This window comes from Pseudomonas sp. 2,4-D (assembly GCF_030418155.1).
GTDB classification, from domain to species: Bacteria; Pseudomonadota; Gammaproteobacteria; order Pseudomonadales; family Pseudomonadaceae; genus Aquipseudomonas; species Aquipseudomonas alloputida.
Genome location: NZ_JAUHUI010000003.1, coordinates 221635 through 241323, shown reverse-complemented (window position 1 = coordinate 241323; position 19689 = coordinate 221635). Strand labels below are relative to the sequence as shown.

The window sequence follows — 19689 nt, the reverse complement described above, 5'->3', positions numbered from 1 at the left end:
TTGCGAACGTCTCTAACTGCCATACCTCGGCCGTCACGGCCGAGGTAGGTCACTTATGTTACTCGTGGTGCGGCTCACCCAGGAATGTCAGTGAACTGAACAGACTCTGCTGGGCCACGGGGCTGCCGTCTGCCATTGGCAGGGTAGCCTGTGCCGCGATGATGTTGAGTCCTTCATTGCGTACGGTGATCCGTGCCCGGCCTTGCTTGTCGGTGGTGGCGCTGACCTGGTGAGGGGCGCTCCGATAATCGCCCAGCAGCGGGATATCAGCAGCCGGTTTGCCATCGAGCAGTACCTGCACTTCCAGCGTCTTGCCTGGCCCGACTTGCAGAGGGTCGCTCAGGGGAACGATCGCCAAACGCAGCATGTCCAGTTTCGGCAGGCGAGCACCGCTCTGGTAGATCGCCAGGCTGTATTTCAAGCTGTGGGTGGAGGCGATCGCATCCTTGACGTGGGTGCGATCCTGACTGACCCATTGCTTGTCCGGGCGCTGCGACCAAGGCCCGTTGTCCAGCAGCACGGCAAGTGCTGCAGGCGGGGTAAGTGGTCGCAGCACGGCATGATCCGCCAGCCGCTCGACCGTGACCGGGACCATGTTCCCGGTCGCGTCGAACGCCCAGGCGCGCTTGATCTTTTCCGCCTTGTAGGCGTTATCCTCGGCGCCGTGGCCGTACACGGCCTCGATATTGCCACGTCGCTCCTCGGTCCACAGGCCGTGGGCGCCTGCGTGGACGCTGACCATCAGGGTCAACAGGGACGCGACTTTCAACGATGGATGCATGATGGTTCCTCGGTTCAAAGGCTAAGGGTCAGGCTGACACTGAAGTTGCGTGGCTCCCCGGGCAGCACCCAAGCGCTGTTGTACGAGCGTTCGTAGTACTTGCGGTCGAACAGATTGTTGAGATTAAGGCCGACGGTGACCTGTTCGCTGGCCTTGTAGTGCGCCAGCAGGTCGACCGTGCTGTAGGCGTCCAGGGTGAAGTCGCTGCCGGCCTGGCCGGAGCGTTCGCCGACGTAGTTCACCGCTGCGCCCACATCCGAGCCGCGCAGGGCACCGTCCTGGAATTCGTACACGCCCATCAGGCTGCCGCTGTTACGGGCGATGCCGAGCAAGTCGCTGCCTTTGGGCAGGGCTGCGTCGCCTTTGGTGACCTCGGCGTCGATGTAGGCGTAGGCGCCGATCACTCGCAACGCGTCGGTCAGCTGGCCGCTGAACTGCAGGTCCAGGCCTTGGCTGCGCGCTTCACCCGCCGCCACGCTCTCGCCAAGGGCGTCGGTGGTGATGACGTTCTCCTTGTCGATATGGAACAGGGCGATGGTCGCGCCCAGGCGGCTGTCGAGGAGGTCGAGCTTGACCCCGGTCTCGTAACCCAAGCCCTTTTCAGGCTTGTACACCTGGCCCTGGGTGCCGATGGTGTTGGGTTTGAACGAAGTGGATGCGTTGGCGAACACGCCGACTTGCGGGGTCAGTTGGTACAACACCCCGATGCGCGGTGTGGCAACGTCCTTTTCCTGGCTGTTGCTAAGACCCGTGGTGCGGTTCTGCGAGGTCTGCTCGAAGCGCTCCAGGCGTACGCCAAGCAACCCCCGCAAGCGCTCGGTGAAGGCGATCTGGTCTTGCAGGTTGATCGCGTAGCTTTCAGTATGCTCGAAGAAGTCGTTGGCACGGGTGATGGCTGGCTTCGGCTTGCCGTATACCGGGTTGTAGATATCCAGCCCATACGCTGCGGAGGTGGCGCTTTGCGGGTACTTCTGACTGTTGCGGTAGTTTTCGTACTCCAGCCCGACCAGGGTCTGATGCTGCCAGCCACCCAGCTCGAACTGCCCGTGCAGCTCGGCCTGGGTGATGCTGTCGTTCCATTCGAAGTCGCGTTCGCGATAAAAGCGCGTGATGGTGGTGCCCACCAGGGCCTGGGGCTCGGAGCTGTTGCCCTTGAGCGTGCCCTGGGTGTAGTGGTTGGCCAGGCGCAGCTTCCAGTTGTCGTTGAGTACGTGTTCCAGCGCCACGTCGAGGGTCTGGTTGTCGTTGCGGATCTCGCCGTCATTCGGCTCGCCAAGGAAAGTCGAGCGCTTGACCGACCCCATTTCGCCGTTGACCGCCGGAATGCCGCGATCGAACACCGACTCGGTGCGGGAGAACTCGGTGTCGATCATCAGCCGGGTGTCGGGTGACAGTTGCCAGCTCAGGGAAGGGCTGACGATACGGCGCTCGCTCCCAACATGATCGCGGAAGCTGTCGTTGTCTTCGACGGCGAGGTTGATCCGGCCCAGCAAATTCCCTTCGCTGTCCAGTGGCGAGTTGGCGTCCAGGGCGGTGCGGTAGCGGTCCCAGCTGCCTGCGCTGAGGGTGAGGGTACTGAAGGCTTCGGCCTGGGGGCGCTTGGTGACGATGTTGACCAGTCCGCCAGGGTCGCCACGGCCGTACAGGCTGGCCGCCGGGCCTTTGAGCACTTCGATGCGCTCGATGTTGGACGTGTCCGGCGAGCTGTAGCTGCCGCGGTTGATGGCGAAACCGTTCTTGTACAGCTCGCCCGTGGTGAAGCCGCGCACACTGTAGTTGAGGAAAGTCAGGCCGCCGAAGTTGTTCTGCCGCGAAACGCCACCGGCAAAGTCCAGGGCGCGGTCGATGCGGGTGGTGTTGAGGTCCTTGATCACCTGCGCGGGCACGACTTCGATAGTCTGCGGCGTGTCGCGAATGTCGGTATCGGTGCGGGTGGCCGTGGCAGAGCGGTTGGCACGATAGCCTTGCACCGGCCCGTCGGCGTGCTCTTCGAGATAGGCGTCGGTGATGGAGGTTTCGTTCAGCAGCAAGGGTTGTGCCGCTGAAATCGGCTGGCCGAACAAGCCCAGCGTCAGGCCGGCCAGAAGGGGGGCACGAGGGTTCACGTAAAGTCTCCGTTTTTCACGCTATAACGTTGCAGTGTTGGGTGCGTCTTGGCGCCAGGCCTGACAAATGATTCCTGGTGAGGAAATTTTCATGTGTTGGTTCGCGCATGTTATTGGATGTAATAACGTAACGCTAGTTAATAGTGATGCGCAGAGGCCTGCGGGGCGGACCAGGCCGAGGCGTCGTGCGGGTGCAGGCTTTCCAGATGGCGAACGTGCACTTGGCTATCGCGGTAACCCTGCAGGCTTACCTGAATACGCCGCGCAGCGTCCTCGACGAACATCAGGTTTTGCCCGTTGAGTGCCGCGAAAGCTTGTTCGTCAGCCCGTTTCACGGCGGTCTGAACCGGCGTGCGCAAGGCGCCTTCGACTTGGTCGATCAGGGCCAGCAAACCGAGATCAGGGGCGTCGGCAGGTACCGCGACACGCACCCGAGCTTCGCTGCGTTGGCTGTGCGGCGTTGCCAGCGACGCGTTGCTGCGCAGCCACTGCGCAACGGCGCTGGCTTCGAGCAGTGGCTGGTCCTGGAAGGTTTGCAGAAAGCCGTCCTCAATCAATTGCCGGGAGAGAGCGGCAGAGCAGGGGCAGGTCGAGGAGTAGCCGATCCTGACTTCGATACTCAGGTTCAGTGCCCCGCCGACCTTCGTGGCGAGCACGTGAACCGGGTACGACTTCCAGCCAGAGAGGCCCTCGGTCACCAGTGCAGGGCGGCGAACCAGCAAGTCGAAATCCAGGCGCACCCTGGCATTGCGGCTTTCGCAATCCTGATGGCTGTCGATCATCTCCTGCAACAGCGCAAAGAGGCTTGCCGGCGACACCGCCGCAGCCTGTCCCCAGGCGTCCAGCAGGCGATACAGCCTGGACATGTGAATGCCTTTGACGTGTGGTGCCGGCAGGTCGACCTGGACATCCGCCCGGGCGTGCAGTTCACGCTGGTAGGTCGGTTCTTCGATCCTTACCGGCAGGTCGATACCCTGCATGCCGACCCATTGCAACGGGCTTAGGCTGGGGGCCAGGTCGGTGACGGAAACGTCGGGTAATGCTGAGCTCATCATGTATATCCATTGGTGGGAGCCTTGCACGTGGCAGCAAGGGGTATGAATCAGTTCCAGCCGGGGAAGGGGGTGGTCAGCTTCATACAGCCTTCCGTTCCCCGGGCCCTTTCCTCATCGGCCAGCAGCGCGCGACGGGCTCGGCCTGGGATCGGTTGCCGGCCATGGACGGTTCGCAGTCGAGCTAGAGATAACGATTAATGTAGTTAGTTATAACATAACATTAAAGTCGGATTGCAAATCATGTCTGTGCTCTTGAGCAGGTAGAGGCAGGAAGCCGCTTCGCGTGTGGCTGCTGGAGTGGGAGAAAACTGCTGGACAAGATCGACGCTGACCTGGAACGCGTTGCCCGGGGCGAGCTGAAACGTAGTCGCTCGGGCTATTCCCATGTGCAGGAATGTCAGAGGGGGCCGATGCTCACGGCAAGTCATGGGCATTCATAGGCATTTCCTCGCGTTTGAGCCAACGACAAAAGTGCACAAAAAAGGCCCTGTCCATCGCCTACGGGCCTTTGAAGCGCTTCCGCTATGAGTATCAAGGCTTTTCATACAGAGCCTGATAGTCCTTTCACTGCATTGCTTTGTCAGTGGGTCTTTCAGAAAATTGGAACCGAATAGTTCACGTAAATCCGGTTTTCGGTATTGCGATGGTTGGCCTCGTACACCGTTGTACTATGTCCTATGGCGTTGTAGTAAGAAACTCCCAGCCCCTTGAAAGGCCCGCTCTGCACCGCGTAGTGCAGAGCCAGGTCGCGTTCCCACTCGCGTGCGCCGCTGCCACCGGCCTGATTGATGTCGGTACCGCTCCAGTATGAAGCGTTGAACACTAGCCCTGGCAGACCGACCCCGGCGAAATTGTAAGCATATTGCGTAAAAGTGGTTTTTTCACCTGCGCGTGTAAAGCCGTAGAGCAAGCGCGAAGTTTGCAGGTAAAAGGTGAAGGCGCCGGCTTCCTTGTTGGGCAGCGAGGAAGGAATGATGGCGGCGAAACCACTGTCATCAGACACACTTTGGTAGCCGGCCATGATCGAGTGAGCACCTTTGGCATAGGTCAGCGAAGCTGACCAGGTGTCATTGTCGATGCGTCCACTGGCATCTTTGGTAAAGCCGGCCAAGCGATATCCCGGTTCGCCGTTTCTGCCGTCCGCCCGGCTCCTGAAATAGCGCAAGTCGGCGAGCAGCGACTGGCCGTCACTGAATGCATGCTTGGCGGTCAGGCCGAGGAAGTCCTGCCTGTAGTAGTCCTCCAATTGGCCAAAATAGTACTGCGCTTTGATGCTCTCAGTCGGCGTGTAGTCGATACCCGCATAGTTGAAACCGCTGCTCTCTTTGGTCCCCCCCGCTGCGGCAAGGCCAGAGCGGTCTGATGAGTATCTACCGGTAGCCTTGGTCAATCGGCCGCCGGTGGCGACCACATTGGCAATATCCTTGGAAACCAAGGTCCAGCCTTGGTAGGTCTGCGGCAACACGCGAGTGTCGTCTGAGATCAATACCGGGATACTTGGGGCAATGGCATTGCCGCTGAACAGAATCGTTTGCGAGTATTTCAACTTGGCGTTCGCCGCGGCCCTGGCCCAGCTGTCGACCGCCCCGTCGCCGTCACTCGGAATCATGGTGCCGCGCTGATGGTGCCCAGCCCCGCCGTCAAGTTTCACCGCGAACATGCCCATTGCATCGACCCCTAAACCCAGAGCGCCCGGGGTGAACCCGGACTTGTAGGTCACGCGGAAGCCTTGCGCCCATTCCTGCGACTTGCTGGTAAGCCGGGTTGCTGTGGGCGAATATTCGTCGTAATGGTGAGTGAAGAAGACATTGCGCAACGACAGGTCCAGCGTTGAGTTTTCGACGAAACCTTCAGCCATTGCGAAGGGCGTGAGTAGGCACAGCAGCAACGGGAGTGCAGTTTTGAGTGTCATATAATGCTCTATTTATTGTTGTTCTGATATTAATGACGCGATTTGAATGGTCGGAGATGTGGTGCAATGGCGGCTTCTGAAGGTGGCTAACTTCAGCGCTGAAACAGAGGATAAGTTTCATCATCCGGCCAGCGGCTGCCGACTGGCTGACGTAGGCCGAAACGTTCTTCAAGTGACTTGACAATAGCGGGCTGATCTTCGACCCAATCATAAATTACCGTGCGCCTTGCGATCCGCCATTGTCCTTTGCGTTTCTCGAAGTGATCGGCATAACGACCGAGTATCAATACCTGCGTGGGCTCGCCGCCCTGGGAGGAGGAGCGCTGGAATGCAAGGAATTTCGATTCCACCGCAGCGCTCGCCGGGCCCAGTTCAATTAGGATGTTGGTGATCTGATGCACGCTGCACTCATAGCTTTTTAAGACGGTCAACGCCCAATCGATGAAGCCTACGGCAGGCCCGTCCCAAGGCCCGTGGCGGTCGTGGGCGTCTTCCCAGTAAGCTGAGCGCAGAGCCTGCTCATCAGCCAGGTCGATGCCACGGCAGTAGCGGTAAAGGCAGTCGCGAATGGCTTCACGGTCCAATAGCTGTTCGAGCGTCGACATAACTGGCGTTGCCCCTGAGTGATCGTGTATCGAGTAATTGGACTGTATTTTCAGCTCCACTGATCGTCAACGTACGACGGCGCGGGTTGCTGCGATTCACATGTGTGAAATGCAACTTGCCGACGTCATCAAATTCACATGCATGATGTTGTGCATTCACATCGGATTCGACATTGACAGTATTGCCGGCGGCCGCGATGGTTTGCCCACGTTCGGGTGATAACAACAATGCCCTGAAAGATGGAAGGCCGGACGCTGGAGGTGGTATGTACGCTTTAATGCAAGACCGACAACTATTGATATCCTCATTGATTGAGCATGCTGCACTTAATCATGGTCAGGTCGAAATCGTATCGCGCACGTGTGAGGGGCAAACGCTCTACAGTAACTACAAAACGCTGCGCGAACGCGCCCTGAAACTGGCCAAGGCATTGCAGGAGTTGGGGGTTGGGCAGGGGGACTGTGTCGGCTCACTGGCATGGAACACCCATCGACACATGGAGTTGTATTTTGCGGTGCCGGGTATGGGCGCGGTGCTCAACACGGTCAACCCGCGACTGCACGCGGAGCAAATCGAGTACATCATCAACCATGCCGAAGACAAAGTGCTGTTCTTTGACCTGACTTTCGCCGAGTTGATCCGAACGCTGCGCCCAGCGTTGAAGTTCACTGCCACCCTGGTGGTCATGACCGACCGTGCGCACAAGCCGAAGGGGCTCGACGATTGCCTCTGCTACGAAGACCTTATCGACGCGCACGACGACACCTATCAATGGCCGCAACTCGACGAGAAACTGGCCTCCTCTCTGTGCTACACCTCCGGCACCACCGGCAACCCCAAAGGAGTGTTGTACAGCCATCGATCGACGCTGCTCCACGCCTTCAACACCTGTGCGATGGACGGTCTGCAGTTGTCGAGCCGCGACCGGGTGTTGCTGACCGTACCCTTGTTCCACGTCAACGCCTGGGGGCTGCCCTACGCCTCGGCGATGTGCGGTGCCAAGGTCGTCCTGCCCGGGCCATGGCTCGATGGCCAGAACCTGCTCAGCCTGTTGCAGCAGCAACGCTGCACATTCTCAATCGGTGTGCCGACGGTATGGCTAGGCTTGCTGCAGTTCATCGATGAACATCCTGACGTACTGACCGGCGAGTTGGCGCTCGAGCGCGTGGTGCTCGGCGGCGCGGCAGCACCAAGGGCGCTGATCGAGCGTCTGCACCATGTACTAGGTGCCACCAGCATTCAGGCCTGGGGGATGAGCGAGACCAGCCCGATGGGCACCATCGGCAACCTCTTGCCCAAGCACCTGCAACTGCCGCTGGAACAGCAGATTGACGTGCGTGCCAAGGCCGGGCGTCCGGTTTACGGTGTTGAAGTGCAGGTGGTCGACGAGCAGGGGCAGGTGCTGCCGCGTGACGGCAGGAGCGCCGGCCATCTCAAGGTGCGTGGGCCCTGGGTCGCTGCGGGCTACTTCAAGGGCGAGGGCGGTCAGGTGGTGGATGAGGGTGGCTGGCTCGAAACAGGCGATGTGGCCAGCATCGACGCCGATGGCTATCTGCAGATCACTGACCGCAGCAAGGATGTAATCAAGTCCGGCGGTGAGTGGATCAGCTCCATCGACCTGGAGAACGCCGCCATTGCCCACCATGCGGTACAGGAAGCGGCTGTCATCGGACGGCCGCACTCGCGCTGGCAGGAGCGACCTTTGCTCATTGTGGTGGCCAGGCCCGGCTTGTCGGTCACTGGCCCCGAACTGTTGGCCTTTCTCAGCACCCGGGTCGCCAAGTGGTGGTTGCCTGATGACGTAGTGTTCGTCGACGAACTGCCGCATACCGCCACCGGCAAGCTGCAGAAGACCCGGCTGCGCGAGCAGTTCAACGATTTCGTTTTCACCAGTGAGCGGCAGCAGGCCGCCCCGCAAAGGAGTGATGTGAATGCCACAACTGATCATGGCTGACGAGGACGGCGTGCTCGAGATGCTGCGCGACAGTGTTGCCACCTTCGCTCAAGGGCGCCCCGGCCCGCAGAGCTTGCGTAAGTTGCGTGCCGCTGGCGCCGACCTGGATCTGGAGCAATGGCAGGAAATGGCAGCAGCTGGCTGGATCGGCCTGATGCTGCCCGAGGCGTTGGGCGGTGCCAACCTGGGTATTCGTGAACAGGCGGTGATCAGCCATGCCCTTGGGCAGGCGTTGGTTCCTTCGCCGATTGCCAGCGCCTCGGTACTGAGCAGTGCCTTGCTCGCCCGGGTCGCGGATTCTCCAGAGCGCCGACGATTGGCAGCAGGGCTGGTGCAGGGTCGCTCGATTGTCGTGCCGGCCGTGGCAGCAGGTCGTGATGGCGAGGGCGTCGCTGCGCGTTCGCTTGAGGGGGGCGTATTGCTCGACGGCCGTCGCGCGTTCGTCGAGGGCGCGCGTTCGGCCAGTGATCTGCTAGTCGTGGCGCGGGCCGGCAGCGAAGACCTGCTGGTCAGCGTGCCTGCCCATGCCGAAGGGCTCGAGCGATGCGACCGTCCGACGGTGGATGGCGGGATCATCTCGTCGCTGATGCTAAGCAATTGCTTGGTGGGCAACGAGCGCATCCTTGCCCGTGGCGACCTGTGCGCCATGGTCGAGACCTCGATCAACCTGGCGCGCACGGCTCTGGCGGCGGAGCTTGCCGGGATTGCCAGCCAGGCCTTCGAGTTGGCTCGCCAGTACACCATCGACCGCAAGCAGTTCGGCAAGCCACTGGCCAGTTTCCAAGTACTGCAGCACCGCCTGGTCGATCTTTGGGCCGAAGCCGAGTTTGCCTGTTCGGCGGTTGTCAACGCGGTCGAGCGCTGCGAGCAGAGCAGTGAACGTGAGGCGCGCCTGGCCGTCTATGCCGCCAAGGCGCGGGCTGCCGACGCGGCTGCATTCGTCGGCCGCCAGGCTATCCATCTGTTCGGCGCCATGGGCTTCACCGACGAGTGCGACATCGGCCTGTATCTCAAGCGTGCGATCAATCTGGGTGCCTGCCTTGGCCAGCCGGAAAGCCTGCGCCTTCAATTCATAAAAGAGGAGCGTGCCGCCTGAGGCGGTGCGAAGAGCCCATGCAGAACAATTTGCTTAAAGTTGCCATCACCAAGCATGTCGCCGTCGTCACCTTGGACAATCCGCCGGTCAACGCCCAATCGCGGGAATTCGCCGAAGAGCTGATCGAGGTGTTCGACGAGCTCAACGACCTGCCTGAGGTGCGCGTGATCGTGCTCACCGGTGCCGGCAAGGTATTCTCCGCTGGTGCCGATATCAAGTCGCGCGGCCAGGTGGGGGCGATGCCCGGCGACACCAACCGCCACCTGCGGCGCACTCGCGAAGTAGGCTTCTGCATCATGGAGTCAAGCAAGCCCGTGATCGCTGCGGTCAACGGCCCAGCGCTGGGGGCGGGCCTCGGCCTGGTGCTGTGCTGCGACATTATCCTGGCGTCGGAGAACGCCGTTTTCGGTCTGCCGGAAATCGACATCGGCCTGATGGGCGGGGTACGCCACACCATGCGCCTGTTCCCACATTCACTCACCCGGCGGATGGTGCTTTCCGGCTATCGCGTTACCGCGCAGGAGCTCTATCGCCGAGGCATCATTGAGGCCTGCACCGGGCGTGAAGGGTTGATGGACGAGGCGCTGTCCATCGCCAATGAAATCGCTTCGAAGAGCCCGATGGCACTGAAGCTGGCCAAGCGCGCGATCAACACCGTGGAAACCATGGGCCTGAAGGACGGCTACCGCTTCGAGCAAAACCTCACGGTAGAGATGACCCGTCATGAAGACTCGAAGGAGGCCATGCGTGCGTTCCTTGAGAAACGCCCGCCCGTGTTCAAGGAGTCCATCTGATGAGCATCGACTGGAACAGCCTGCCCGACGAAGAATTTCGTGCTTTGTTTCGCTCCTGGGTGCTGGAGAACTGCCCACCCGAACTGCGTTACCTGCGCAAGCAGCGACCTGTGTACGAGGAGGTCCGGCAATGGTACCAGGCGCTGGCTGACAAAGGCTGGCTGGCACCTGTGTGGCCGCGAGCATACGGCGGCATGGGCCTGACACCGGCCAAGCACATGATCTACGTGGAAGAGTGGGGGCGCCTGGGCTGTCCACGTATTCCCGACCACGGCATCAGCCTGACAGGCCCCTTGCTGATCCATCACGGCAGCGAAGCGCAGAAAGCCGAGTTCCTGCCGAAGATCATTTCCGGCGAGCACATCTGGTGCCAGGGCTATTCGGAGCCCAATGCGGGCTCCGACCTCGCCAGTCTGCGCACCAGCGCGGTCCTGGACGGAGATGCATTCGTGGTCAACGGACAGAAGATCTGGACTACCCTGGCGCACTGCGCCAACTGGATCTTTGTGCTGGTGCGTACTGATCGCGACGCCAAGCCGCAGAAAGGGATTTCGGTGTTGTTGGTGGACATGACCAGCCCCGGCGTCGAGGTGCGCACCATCGAAAATCTGCGCGGCGAGGCAGACTTCTGCGAAGTGTTCTTCGACAACGTCAGGGTGCCGGCCCGAAATCTGGTCGGTTCGCTGAACGAGGGGTGGACCTTGGCCAAGTCGGTGCTGGGACACGAGCGCATCTTCCTCGGTTCGCCCACCCGAGCCGAGTACGCCCTCGACCGGCTGGACAAGCTGGCCAGCGACCGTGGCGCTTTCGACGACCCTGCGTTTGTTTCGCGTTACGCACGGCTGCGCCTGGACCTCTACGACCTGGGTTCGAGTTACGAGCGCTATGCCAAGGGGCGAGCTGGGTGCGGATGTGTCGGTGCTGAAGATCTTTGCCACCGAGTTGTACCAGCGCATCACCGAAGAGATGCTGACCCTGGCGCAGGAAGAGGCGCGCTACAACGACGACCTGTTGATCGAAGGCGGGCAGATCGATGTCATGAACCTGTTCCTCGATGCCCGTGCTCCAGCGATCTTCGGCGGTTCAAACGAGATCCAACGCAACATCCTGGCCAAGGCGGTGCTCGGGTTGCCAAGCTGATCGGCAGCGCGCCTGGGTCAAGCGTCGGCAAGCCGGCTTCTACACCCGACCTGTAGGGGCCGGCTTGCCGGCGACTGGCTGCTACAACTCGATCTCGACCGGCGCCGCAAACCCTTCTGCCGGCTCCAGCCGCTTGGCCGCAGTCTGCAGAACCTGCAGGTAATGATCATGGTTCTGCCGGATACGCTCGGCCGCTCCCCCGAGCCCCAGCGTGACCGGTTGCCCCTGAATGGTGACCGGCAACAGCACGCACAAGGTCGCGCCGCCGAGGAACGGAATGTTCTCGGCCGAGGCATAGCCTTGCTTGCGCAGGTGGCGGATCTTTTCCATCATCGCAGGTACCTCTACGCGCTCGCCGTTGTGCTTCTGGGTGACGATGTTGGCGCGGCGGATCAGGTTGTCGAGCACCTTGTCGCTCAGGGTCGACATCAGCAGCCAGCCAGTCGCCGACTGGGTCATCGGCCGCAGTTCGCTCTCGTTGACGTGAAAGCGCAGGGCATGCACCGACTGCAGCACCTGCACGTACTGCACATAGATATCGTTCTTGGTGTTGATCGATACCGATTCGCCGGTCTCGGCATGCACATCGTTCATCGCCTCGATGATACCGCCGGAGGCGAACAGGGTATTGGGCACCCATTCCCCCAGCGACGTGACCTTGACCGTGGGGAAGTACAGGCGCTCATTTCGGTTGAAGTTAAGATAACCCAACGTGATCAGGGTTTTCAGTAGCACCGTGGTACTCGATTGCGGATAGCCCAATGCGGCAGATATTTCAGACATGGCCCGCGGTTGTCGGACATTTTTGAAAAACTCAAGTATTTCAAGCACGCGCATGGCGGATTTGACGTGTGACGGTTGCATTGTGAACGCCCCCTTATGCGGCGATGTTTTTCACATCTGTGAAAGTCGCACACATATACATAGTTATTGTTGTTGGCCAAAGATTCGGATGACAGGATGGTTTTGTCAAGGCACGCCAAACGTTCGGGTTGAACACACGACCCCCCCAACAACAAGAGAGACAGGACATGGGCAGACTGACCGGAAAAGTCGCACTGGTAACCGGTGGCGCAAGAGGTATTGGTGCAGCAATCAGCGAGGCGTTCGCCCGCGAAGGTGCACGGGTGGGGATCATGGACTTGAAGGAAGAAGCAGCGCTCGAAGCCGTGCGGCGTATCGAGGCCAATGGCGGCCAGGCGTTGGCGTTGGTGGGCAATGTCGCCAGGCGCGAAGATGTGCTGCATGCCGTCCGCGCGCTCGGCGAGACTTTCGGCGCGCCGACCCTGCTGGTCAACAATGCCATGTGGAACCGCTACGGGCCGCTGCTGGAACAGACCGAAGAGATGATAGGGCGTATGGTCGACGTCGGCCTCAAAGGTGTGGTCTGGGGCTATCAGGCAGCGATTCCGGGCATGATCGCAGCCGGTGGCGGCTGCATCATCAACATCGCCTCACCCTCTGCTGTACTGGCTATGCGCAACGGCATCATGTACAGCGCGGTCAAGGCGGCGGTAGCCGGGCTGACCCGTTCGGGCTCGGCGGAGTTCGGCCCGTACAACATTCGTGTCAACGCCATCGCGCCCGGGCCGACCCCTACTGACGGGGCCAATCTGGTGGTCGATGAAGCCGCCTGGGAGCGCCGCCGCGAACGGATGCCGATCGGCCGCTTGGGCACACCCCAGGACATCGCCAATGCGGCCGTTTTTCTGGCAAGTGAAGAATCCAGTTTCATTACCGGCGATATGTTGTTCGTGGACGGTGGTGTGACGTACGCGTTTTCCTGAACAGCAATAAAGATGTAGTCCACAACAATAAAGGGTCGTCCCACCCGTGCGGATCAAGTGATCCGCAGTGTCCGGCTGTGGCCAGCGAACAAGGGGTGGCGATAATAAAAGGGATTGCCATGCCTATAACATTTACCCGCCTTGGCGAAATGCCTGATTTGCTCGGTGAAAGTGCTGTATGGGACAGCGAGTTGCACTGCTTATATTGGGTCGACAGTATGTCCCGGTTGATTCGTCGATATCACCCGGCCAGCGGCAGGTACCAACAGTGGCCGACGCCGTCGACGGTCGGCTGTGTCGGGCTAGGTGCCGGCAATACCCTGGTCGCCGGCCTGGCGGACGGCATCTACAGCATGGACCTGAACAGTGGCGAGTTTTCCCCGCTGTTCCAGCCGCAACCTGTTAATCCTCACGTGCGGCTCAATGACGGCCGGATGGATCGTGCCGGACGTTTTCTCTGTGGCTCAATGGGGCTGCATGCCGACCCGCAAGGCGCGCTGTACCGGGTGTCTGGCCTGGCGGACGGCGAGATACTGGCCACCGGTATCCGTATTGCCAACACCCTGTGTTTCAGCCCGTCGGGCGACACCCTGTATTTTGCCGACAGCCTCGACCGGAGCATCCGCGCCTATCGCTACAGCCACGAGCGGGCGGCACTGACCGAGCCGCGTCGGTTTGCCGACACACAGATGCTCGGTTCAGGCCCGGACGGCGCTACGGTCGATGCGCAAGGGTATGTCTGGGTGGCGCTGGTGCAGGCCGGGCGGATCGCGCGCTTTTCGCCTGACGGTATCCTCGACCGGTTGATCCGTTCACCGACCGACATGCCGTCTTGCCTGGCCTTCGGTGGGCCGGAGCTGGGCACGCTTTACGTGACGTCGATCCGAAACTCAGGCTCTGGCCGGGCCATCTCACGCCATCCCGACGGTGGTTTTCTCTTCGCAATCGACGGGCTGGGCGTTCAGGGCCTGCCGGAGCCGCGCTTCGGTCAATGCCTCGCGCTCCTCAATCCTACCAATGGTGAACCCGCATGAGCACTCCCGATACGCTGTCAGCGCTGCTTTCACCCCGCTCAATCGCCCTGGTGGGCGCGTCCGACAACCCGACGCGGATTGGTGGCCGCCCGCTGCGCTATCTGCGCGCCAGCGGCTACGACGGAGCGGTTTTTCCGATCAATCCCAACCGCGACAATGTGCAGGGCATGCGCGCCTACACATCCATCGCCGACCTGCCGCAGGTGCCTGATGTGGCGCTGCTGGCAGTGCCGGCGGCGGCCACCGTCGACGCGGTGATCGCCTGCGCCGAACGCGGTGTGGGCTCAGCGATCGTGTTCTCGGCAGGCTTTGCCGAAACCTCTGAGCAGGGCCGGCTCCTGCAACAGCAGATCACAGGTATTGCCCGCGATTCGGGCATGCGCGTACTGGGGCCTAATTGCCTGGGCGTGTTCAATGCGCAGCGCGGTTACTACGGGACCTTCTCGGCGATCTTCGATGCCGGTTTCGTCGCCCCTGGGCCGCTGGCCATCGTTTCGCAAAGCGGCGCCTATGGCTCGCACCTGGCGCACCTGGCGCGGCAGCGCGGGCTGGGCATCAACTATTGGGTGACCACCGGCAACGAGTGTGATGTGGACGTGGCCGAGGCACTGGACTGGATCGTGGGGCAACCGCAGGTGAAGGTGGTGATGGCCTATGCCGAGGGGATCCGCGATGGCCAGCGCTTCCTCGCCGCGCTGGACAAGGCGCGACGCAATCAGGTGGCGATCGTGTTCATGAAGGTGGGCCGCTCAACGGTCGGTGCCCATGCCGTCAGCTCGCACACGGCGGCGCTGTCCGGTTCTGACGCGGTGTTCGACGCGGTGCTGCGCCAGTACGGGGTATATCGTGCGCGCACCACCAACGAACAGCTGGATGTGGCCTATGCTGCCTCGCGCGGGCGCTTCATTGACGGTAACCGCCTGGGTATCTTCACCCTGTCGGGCGGGTTCGGCATCCAGATGGCCGATGACGCCGAGGACGCGGGGTTGGCGGTGACCGCCATGCCGGACGCTGCCCAGAAGGCGCTGAAGGGGCTGCTGCCCTATGCCTCGCCGAACAACCCGGTTGATGCCACTGCCCAGGCGCTGACCGACCTGCCGCTGATGAGCCGATTCATACGCGCCATGCTCGACAAGGGTAGCTACGACCTGTTCGCCGCGATTCTTGGCAGCGGGCCGGCGAGCCCGACGTTCGCCGACTCATTGCGCCAGGCCATGGCTGAAGCCACCCAAGGCAGCCCGAATTGCATCAAGTGCCTGACCATGTCGGCACCGGATGACATCGTGCGCAGTTACGAAGCGCAGGGGTTCTTGGTCTATGCCGATGGTAGCGCGCTGATCAATGCGCTGGGGGCGCTGGTGCGCTTCAGGCAGCATTTTGATCTGGCTGCCCGGTTTGCCGCGCTGCAACCGCCAGTGGCGCAGTTCAGCCTGCCGCAGCGTGCGATCAGCGAGCACGAGGCGAAGTCGCTGCTCCGGCGCGCGGGTATCCCGTTTCCTGCGGAGCAGTTGGTCGCTGTCGATCAAGACCCAGCGGCAGCGGCACGCAGGCTGGGCTTCCCGTTGGTGATGAAGATTTCCTCTGCGGACCTGCCACACAAGACCGAAGTGGGCGGCGTATGCCTGCGTCTTACCGATGTACAGCAGGTGCGCAAGAGCATGGCCGAGATGCTCGAAACCGTGCGCGGCAAAGCGCCAGATGCGCATATCGAGGGCGTCACCCTGGCTCCGATGATCAGTGGCGGGGTGGAGACTATTGTCGGCGTGTTCAGCGACCCGACCATGGGGCCGGTGGTGATGTTCGGCCTTGGCGGCGTGTTCGTCGAGGTGCTCAAGGACGTGACCTTCCGCGTGGCGCCTTTCGACCAGCACGAGGCACTGCGAATGATCCGCGAGATCCGCGGTTTCGCGATGCTCGAGGGGGTGCGTGGCGCGGCGCCGGCGGACATCGACGCGTTGGCGCGGCTGCTGGTGCAGCTGTCGCGCTTCGCGGCGGCGCACGCCGGACAATTTAGCAGCATCGACCTCAATCCTGTCGTGGTGATGCCGCGTGGCCAGGGCGTACTTGCGCTCGACGCGCTGATCATCCCGCCCGTTTCGCCTGAGCCCATAGCCTGAGAACAATAAGGAGAACGCCCAATGAATGTTACTCAACAAGCCCGCGTACTGGCTGCTGCCGGGTTGTCCGGCGAAGCCTTCGACGGCAGTGTCGACCCGGCGGCTTTCAAGCTGTCGATGCGCCAGATCGCCTCGCCGGTAGGCATCATTACCACACGCCAGGGCGACCTGCGCAACGGACTGACCGCCACTTCGATCTGTTCGGTGTCTATGGAGCCGCCGACCATGCTGGTGTGCGTGAACCGCAACGCCAGCGCCGAGAAGACCATTGCCGCCAGCGGCACTTTCGCCATCAACATGCTGGCCGACGCGCAGCACCCAGTGGCTCGCCTGTTCTCGACGCCCAAACTGTGCCCCGAAGACCGCTTTGCCGGAGGCCTTTGGAGCGAGCTGATCACGGGTGCGCCGGTCCTTGAGGGCGCAGTGGCCACCTTCGATTGTGTGGTGCAGGACTGCATTGCATCGGGCAGCCACAACCTCTACATCGGCCGCGTGATCGCCACCCGCTCAATCGACCAGGACATCCTGCTGTACCGGGACGGCTCATTCCGTCGCCTGGAATCGATCAACTGACGGGCACCCAACAGGAGGCAGGTCGTATGCAGAAGTGTGCAAAAGTCGCCGTGATCACCGGCGCCGCCGGTGGGATTGGGCGCGCGTTATGCCAAGGCTTCGTCGAGGAGGGTTATCGGATCGCGGCCATCGATCTGGACGGCCCGGCGCTGGCCGAACTGCTGGACCCGTTCGGCGAGGGCCACTACGGTTTTACCTGCGATCTGGCCAGCGAGACGCAGATCATTGCCACGGTGGCGCAAATCGCCTCCTGCTTTGGTCGCATCGATGTGCTGATCAACAACGCCGCGCTCGGGCCGAGCATGGCGGAAACCTGCGACACCACGGTCGAAGGCTTTGAGCTGGCGCTGGCAGTCAACACCCTGGGGCCGATGCGTATGGCGCGTGAAGCCGCTCGGCACATGGGGCCGGGCACTGCGGTGGTTAATGTGGCATCCCTCGCCGGATTGCTGGCCAACCCGAAACGTAACGCCTACGCCAGCTCAAAGGCCGCGCTGATCAGCCTGACCCGGACACAGGCCTGCGAATGGGCCGGGCAGGGTATCCGGGTCAATGCGGTGGCCCCGGGCTATGTAATGACGCCGATGGTTGCCGGGCTGGAGCAGCAGGCGAAGGTGGATTTGCAGCAGGTCCGGCAGCGTATCCCGCTGGGACGCCTGGCGCGCCCCGACGAAGTTGCCGCTGCCGCGCGCTTTCTCGCGTCACCCGCAGCGCGGCAGGTCACCGGGAGTGTCTTGCCGGTCGACGGTGGCTGGGCATGCTTCAACCAGCCCGGCGAGGCGCACCCGCCGGTAGCCAGCGTGCCACATGCCGAGGGTCATCGCCCGGCCGCGACTTCGCTGCCGCGCGTAGTAGTGCTAACCCCTTGTGCAGGCTTGATCTGCGAAGTGATCGCGCAGCGCCTGCGTGCCGAGGGAGACACGGTGATCATGCTTGACCGGCACGCTGACGAACCAGCGACGCGCCAGGCCTTTGCCGCCATCAACGCCCAGTATGGGCGGGTCGATGTGCTGATCAACGCCGCGCTGCTCGTCCCTGCTACCGCGCCCCTGGACAATCTGCCAAGTGCCCTTGAGCACAATGTGACCGGCGCATTCGTTTGTATCCGCGAAGCGCTGAGCTGCATGCCGGCGTCCGGCGGGGTGCTGCTCAACCTCGGCTCGATCCCGGCGAGTGGCGCGCACGTGCAAGCTGCCACCTGGGCTGCCTGCGAAATGCTGGGCCGTTGCCAAGCGGCGGAACTGGCCATGCGCGGGGTGCGTGTGGTGAACCTGGCCACCGCCTACGCGCATGTCCCGGCCGTAGACGTCGCGGCAGCGATTCAATTCCTGGTGTCAGCCGAAGCGTCCTATATCACCGGCGCCACCTTGCACCTGGATGGTGGACGAACCGCTTTCGCCCATGCCGCAGGCGCGGCCCTTTTCGATGCTACGGAGGTAGCCTGATGATCTTCAGTTGCAAACCCGATACCGCCCCCCAATTGCTGGACGCCGAGGACTTCAAAGCCTTCAAGCTGGCCTTCGACGGTTACGTCGTCGGCCAGAAACCCGTGTTGGACGGGGTTCGCTACCTGCCGGACGACCATGCTTTCGTCAGCCAGCGCCAAGTCATCCGCGCAGCCGGCCAGCAGGCCACGCTCGCCTGGCGCGAAGCCTTCGCCGCGATGGTGAGCAGCGCGGCCAAATACGGGTGGGTCGACCCGCACACACAAGACATCAAGGTGCATATCCAATGGCAGTGAATCCCCAGGTGGTGCTGTTGCGCAAAGCGCCAGACTACGCAGTCATCACCCTCAACCGGCCAGAGAAACTCAACGCCTGCACCATGCCCCTGCTCGAAGGCCTGAAGGCTGCCCTGGACGACGCCATTGGTGATCCTTGTTGCCGGGCCATCGTGCTCACCGGTGCCGGGCGTGGTTTCTGCGCCGGGCAGGACCTGAACGAGCGCAAGCCTGTGGAAGGGCAGGTGCCGGATCTCGGTGCATCGCTGATCGAGTACTACAACCCAATCATCCTTGCGATTCGCCAGACCGACAAACCGGTGATCTGCGCAGTCAATGGTGTGGCCGCTGGCGCCGGCGCGAACATCGCCCTGGCCTGCGACATCGTCCTGGCGGCCAACACCGCAACATTCATCCAGGCTTTCGCCCGCATCGGCTTAGGCCCGGATGCCGGCGGCAGTTGGCTGCTGCCGCGGTTGATCGGTGAGGCCCGCGCGCGTGCACTGGCGATGCTGGCCGAGCCAGTCGACGCGGCGCAGGCGCAGGCTTGGGGAATGATCTGGGAGATCGTTGCCGCCGATGGGCTGCTTGACCGCGCACAGGCGCTGGCGGCCGAGCTGGCGACCCGCCCGGTAGGCTCTTTCGCGGCGATCAAGCAGGCTTTTCTGGCCTCGTCAGGCAACAGCTTGAGCGCTCAACTTGCGCTGGAAGCACAACTGCAACGTCGGGCCGGGCACAGTGAAGATTACCGGATCGGCGTCAGTGCATTTCTAACCGGCGAACAACCAGTTTTCGTCGGTCGTTGAAACTCGCGGACGGGTGCATTAATCACGTATATGAATCGCCTGCCTTTGTGGCTTGTTAGTTGGAACAATCCCGGTGCTCTCGCATAAACTCAGGGACACAAGGTTTCAGCGTGATATTTGGGCGTTACTTCAATCATTCGCCGCGGCAGTTCGCAATAGCCGTGAATGGCTTCGTGCGGCCTTGAAAAGCGTTCAACCCTCGAAATCAA

Annotated in this window: 16 protein-coding genes and 1 pseudogene; 11 read left to right on the top strand and 6 right to left on the bottom strand. The window is 61.8% G+C overall.

Annotated elements, in window-relative coordinates:
• Window positions 1–58: 58 nt before the first annotated feature.
• The 5 genes from QYE47_RS04945 to QYE47_RS04925 form a co-directional block, all read right to left on the bottom strand.
• Window positions 59–781 (bottom strand): DUF4198 domain-containing protein, encoded by a 723-nt coding sequence (locus tag QYE47_RS04945; RefSeq protein WP_014590883.1) that lies wholly within the window; start codon window positions 779–781, stop codon window positions 59–61.
• A 14-nt stretch (window positions 782–795) separates the two neighbouring features.
• On the bottom strand, window positions 796–2886 hold the full coding sequence (locus QYE47_RS04940) for a TonB-dependent siderophore receptor (protein ID WP_014590884.1): 2091 nt from the start codon (window positions 2884–2886) through the stop codon (window positions 796–798).
• A 137-nt stretch (window positions 2887–3023) separates the two neighbouring features.
• Window positions 3024–3938, bottom strand: coding sequence for a GTP cyclohydrolase FolE2 (gene folE2 / locus QYE47_RS04935; RefSeq protein WP_019438187.1), 915 nt, complete (start codon window positions 3936–3938; stop codon window positions 3024–3026).
• A gap of 595 nt (window positions 3939–4533) precedes the next feature.
• Window positions 4534–5853 carry an OprD family outer membrane porin gene (locus QYE47_RS04930; RefSeq protein WP_014590886.1) on the bottom strand — a complete coding sequence of 440 codons (1320 nt, stop codon included), beginning with the start codon at window positions 5851–5853 and terminating at the stop codon, window positions 4534–4536.
• 92 nt (window positions 5854–5945) lie between these two features.
• Window positions 5946–6458, bottom strand: coding sequence for a nuclear transport factor 2 family protein (locus QYE47_RS04925; protein WP_014590887.1), 513 nt, complete (start codon window positions 6456–6458; stop codon window positions 5946–5948).
• Window positions 6459–6724: 266 nt separating this feature from the next.
• On the opposite strand from QYE47_RS04925, the gene QYE47_RS04920 reads away from it, so the two are divergent.
• The 4 genes and pseudogenes from QYE47_RS04920 to QYE47_RS04905 all read left to right on the top strand — a co-directional run bounded on the left by QYE47_RS04920 (window position 6725) and on the right by QYE47_RS04905 (window position 11443).
• Window positions 6725–8413 carry a long-chain-fatty-acid--CoA ligase gene (locus QYE47_RS04920; protein ID WP_070383941.1) on the top strand — a complete coding sequence of 563 codons (1689 nt, stop codon included), beginning with the start codon at window positions 6725–6727 and terminating at the stop codon, window positions 8411–8413.
• A complete protein-coding gene (locus tag QYE47_RS04915) occupies window positions 8391–9509 on the top strand; it encodes an acyl-CoA dehydrogenase family protein (protein ID WP_014590889.1) in 1119 nt (372 codons plus the stop codon). The genes QYE47_RS04920 and QYE47_RS04915 overlap by 23 nt, the downstream gene beginning before the upstream one ends.
• A gap of 17 nt (window positions 9510–9526) precedes the next feature.
• Window positions 9527–10303 (top strand): enoyl-CoA hydratase/isomerase family protein, encoded by a 777-nt coding sequence (locus tag QYE47_RS04910; RefSeq protein ID WP_014590890.1) that lies wholly within the window; start codon window positions 9527–9529, stop codon window positions 10301–10303.
• A pseudogene (locus QYE47_RS04905) lies at window positions 10303–11443 on the top strand (acyl-CoA dehydrogenase family protein). Before QYE47_RS04910 ends, QYE47_RS04905 begins: the two are co-directional and overlap by 1 nt.
• Window positions 11444–11524: 81 nt before the next feature.
• On the opposite strand, the gene QYE47_RS04900 reads toward QYE47_RS04905, so the two are convergent.
• A complete protein-coding gene (locus tag QYE47_RS04900) occupies window positions 11525–12280 on the bottom strand; it encodes an IclR family transcriptional regulator (protein ID WP_257785623.1) in 756 nt (251 codons plus the stop codon).
• A gap of 194 nt (window positions 12281–12474) precedes the next feature.
• Here QYE47_RS04900 and QYE47_RS04895 point away from each other — a divergent pair, with 194 nt between their 5' ends.
• The 7 genes from QYE47_RS04895 to QYE47_RS04865 all read left to right on the top strand — a co-directional run bounded on the left by QYE47_RS04895 (window position 12475) and on the right by QYE47_RS04865 (window position 19480).
• Complete coding sequence (locus QYE47_RS04895; RefSeq protein ID WP_014590893.1) at window positions 12475–13230, top strand: SDR family NAD(P)-dependent oxidoreductase; 756 nt, start codon at window positions 12475–12477, stop codon at window positions 13228–13230.
• Between the two features lie 119 nt (window positions 13231–13349).
• Window positions 13350–14264 (top strand): SMP-30/gluconolactonase/LRE family protein, encoded by a 915-nt coding sequence (locus tag QYE47_RS04890; protein ID WP_041166965.1) that lies wholly within the window; start codon window positions 13350–13352, stop codon window positions 14262–14264.
• Entirely contained in the window at window positions 14261–16381 is a 2121-nt protein-coding gene (locus tag QYE47_RS04885; protein WP_014590895.1) for an acetate--CoA ligase family protein, read from the top strand. Before QYE47_RS04890 ends, QYE47_RS04885 begins: the two co-directional genes overlap by 4 nt.
• Before the next feature lie 21 nt (window positions 16382–16402).
• Entirely contained in the window at window positions 16403–16954 is a 552-nt protein-coding gene (locus tag QYE47_RS04880) for a flavin reductase family protein (RefSeq protein WP_014590896.1), read from the top strand.
• A 26-nt stretch (window positions 16955–16980) separates the two neighbouring features.
• Window positions 16981–18399 (top strand): SDR family oxidoreductase, encoded by a 1419-nt coding sequence (locus tag QYE47_RS04875; RefSeq protein WP_014590897.1) that lies wholly within the window; start codon window positions 16981–16983, stop codon window positions 18397–18399.
• The gene (locus QYE47_RS04870) at window positions 18399–18695 is read left to right on the top strand and encodes a hypothetical protein (protein WP_014590898.1); all 297 of its coding nucleotides are present in this window, start codon (window positions 18399–18401) and stop codon (window positions 18693–18695) included. The genes QYE47_RS04875 and QYE47_RS04870 overlap by 1 nt, the downstream gene beginning before the upstream one ends.
• Window positions 18686–19480 (top strand): enoyl-CoA hydratase-related protein, encoded by a 795-nt coding sequence (locus tag QYE47_RS04865; RefSeq protein WP_014590899.1) that lies wholly within the window; start codon window positions 18686–18688, stop codon window positions 19478–19480. Before QYE47_RS04870 ends, QYE47_RS04865 begins: the two co-directional genes overlap by 10 nt.
• Window positions 19481–19689: the final 209 nt, after the last annotated feature.

Excerpts from the sequence above, each read along its gene's own strand:
- QYE47_RS04930 (WP_014590886.1), bottom strand. The coding sequence starts at position 5,853 with ATGACACTCAAAACTGCACTCCCGTTGCTGCTGTGCCTACTCACGCCC.
- folE2 (WP_019438187.1), bottom strand. The coding sequence starts at position 3,938 with ATGAGCTCAGCATTACCCGACGTTTCCGTCACCGACCTGGCCCCCAGC.
- QYE47_RS04870 (WP_014590898.1), top strand. The coding sequence starts at position 18,399 with ATGATCTTCAGTTGCAAACCCGATACCGCCCCCCAATTGCTGGACGCC.
- QYE47_RS04920 (WP_070383941.1), top strand. The coding sequence starts at position 6,725 with ATGTACGCTTTAATGCAAGACCGACAACTATTGATATCCTCATTGATT.
- QYE47_RS04910 (WP_014590890.1), top strand. The coding sequence starts at position 9,527 with ATGCAGAACAATTTGCTTAAAGTTGCCATCACCAAGCATGTCGCCGTC.
- QYE47_RS04890 (WP_041166965.1), top strand. The coding sequence starts at position 13,350 with ATGCCTATAACATTTACCCGCCTTGGCGAAATGCCTGATTTGCTCGGT.
- QYE47_RS04900 (WP_257785623.1), bottom strand. The coding sequence starts at position 12,280 with ATGCGCGTGCTTGAAATACTTGAGTTTTTCAAAAATGTCCGACAACCG.
- QYE47_RS04915 (WP_014590889.1), top strand. The coding sequence starts at position 8,391 with ATGCCACAACTGATCATGGCTGACGAGGACGGCGTGCTCGAGATGCTG.
- QYE47_RS04945 (WP_014590883.1), bottom strand. The coding sequence starts at position 781 with ATGCATCCATCGTTGAAAGTCGCGTCCCTGTTGACCCTGATGGTCAGC.
- QYE47_RS04885 (WP_014590895.1), top strand. The coding sequence starts at position 14,261 with ATGAGCACTCCCGATACGCTGTCAGCGCTGCTTTCACCCCGCTCAATC.
- QYE47_RS04875 (WP_014590897.1), top strand. The coding sequence starts at position 16,981 with ATGCAGAAGTGTGCAAAAGTCGCCGTGATCACCGGCGCCGCCGGTGGG.
- QYE47_RS04925 (WP_014590887.1), bottom strand. The coding sequence starts at position 6,458 with ATGTCGACGCTCGAACAGCTATTGGACCGTGAAGCCATTCGCGACTGC.
- QYE47_RS04865 (WP_014590899.1), top strand. The coding sequence starts at position 18,686 with ATGGCAGTGAATCCCCAGGTGGTGCTGTTGCGCAAAGCGCCAGACTAC.
- QYE47_RS04895 (WP_014590893.1), top strand. The coding sequence starts at position 12,475 with ATGGGCAGACTGACCGGAAAAGTCGCACTGGTAACCGGTGGCGCAAGA.
- QYE47_RS04880 (WP_014590896.1), top strand. The coding sequence starts at position 16,403 with ATGAATGTTACTCAACAAGCCCGCGTACTGGCTGCTGCCGGGTTGTCC.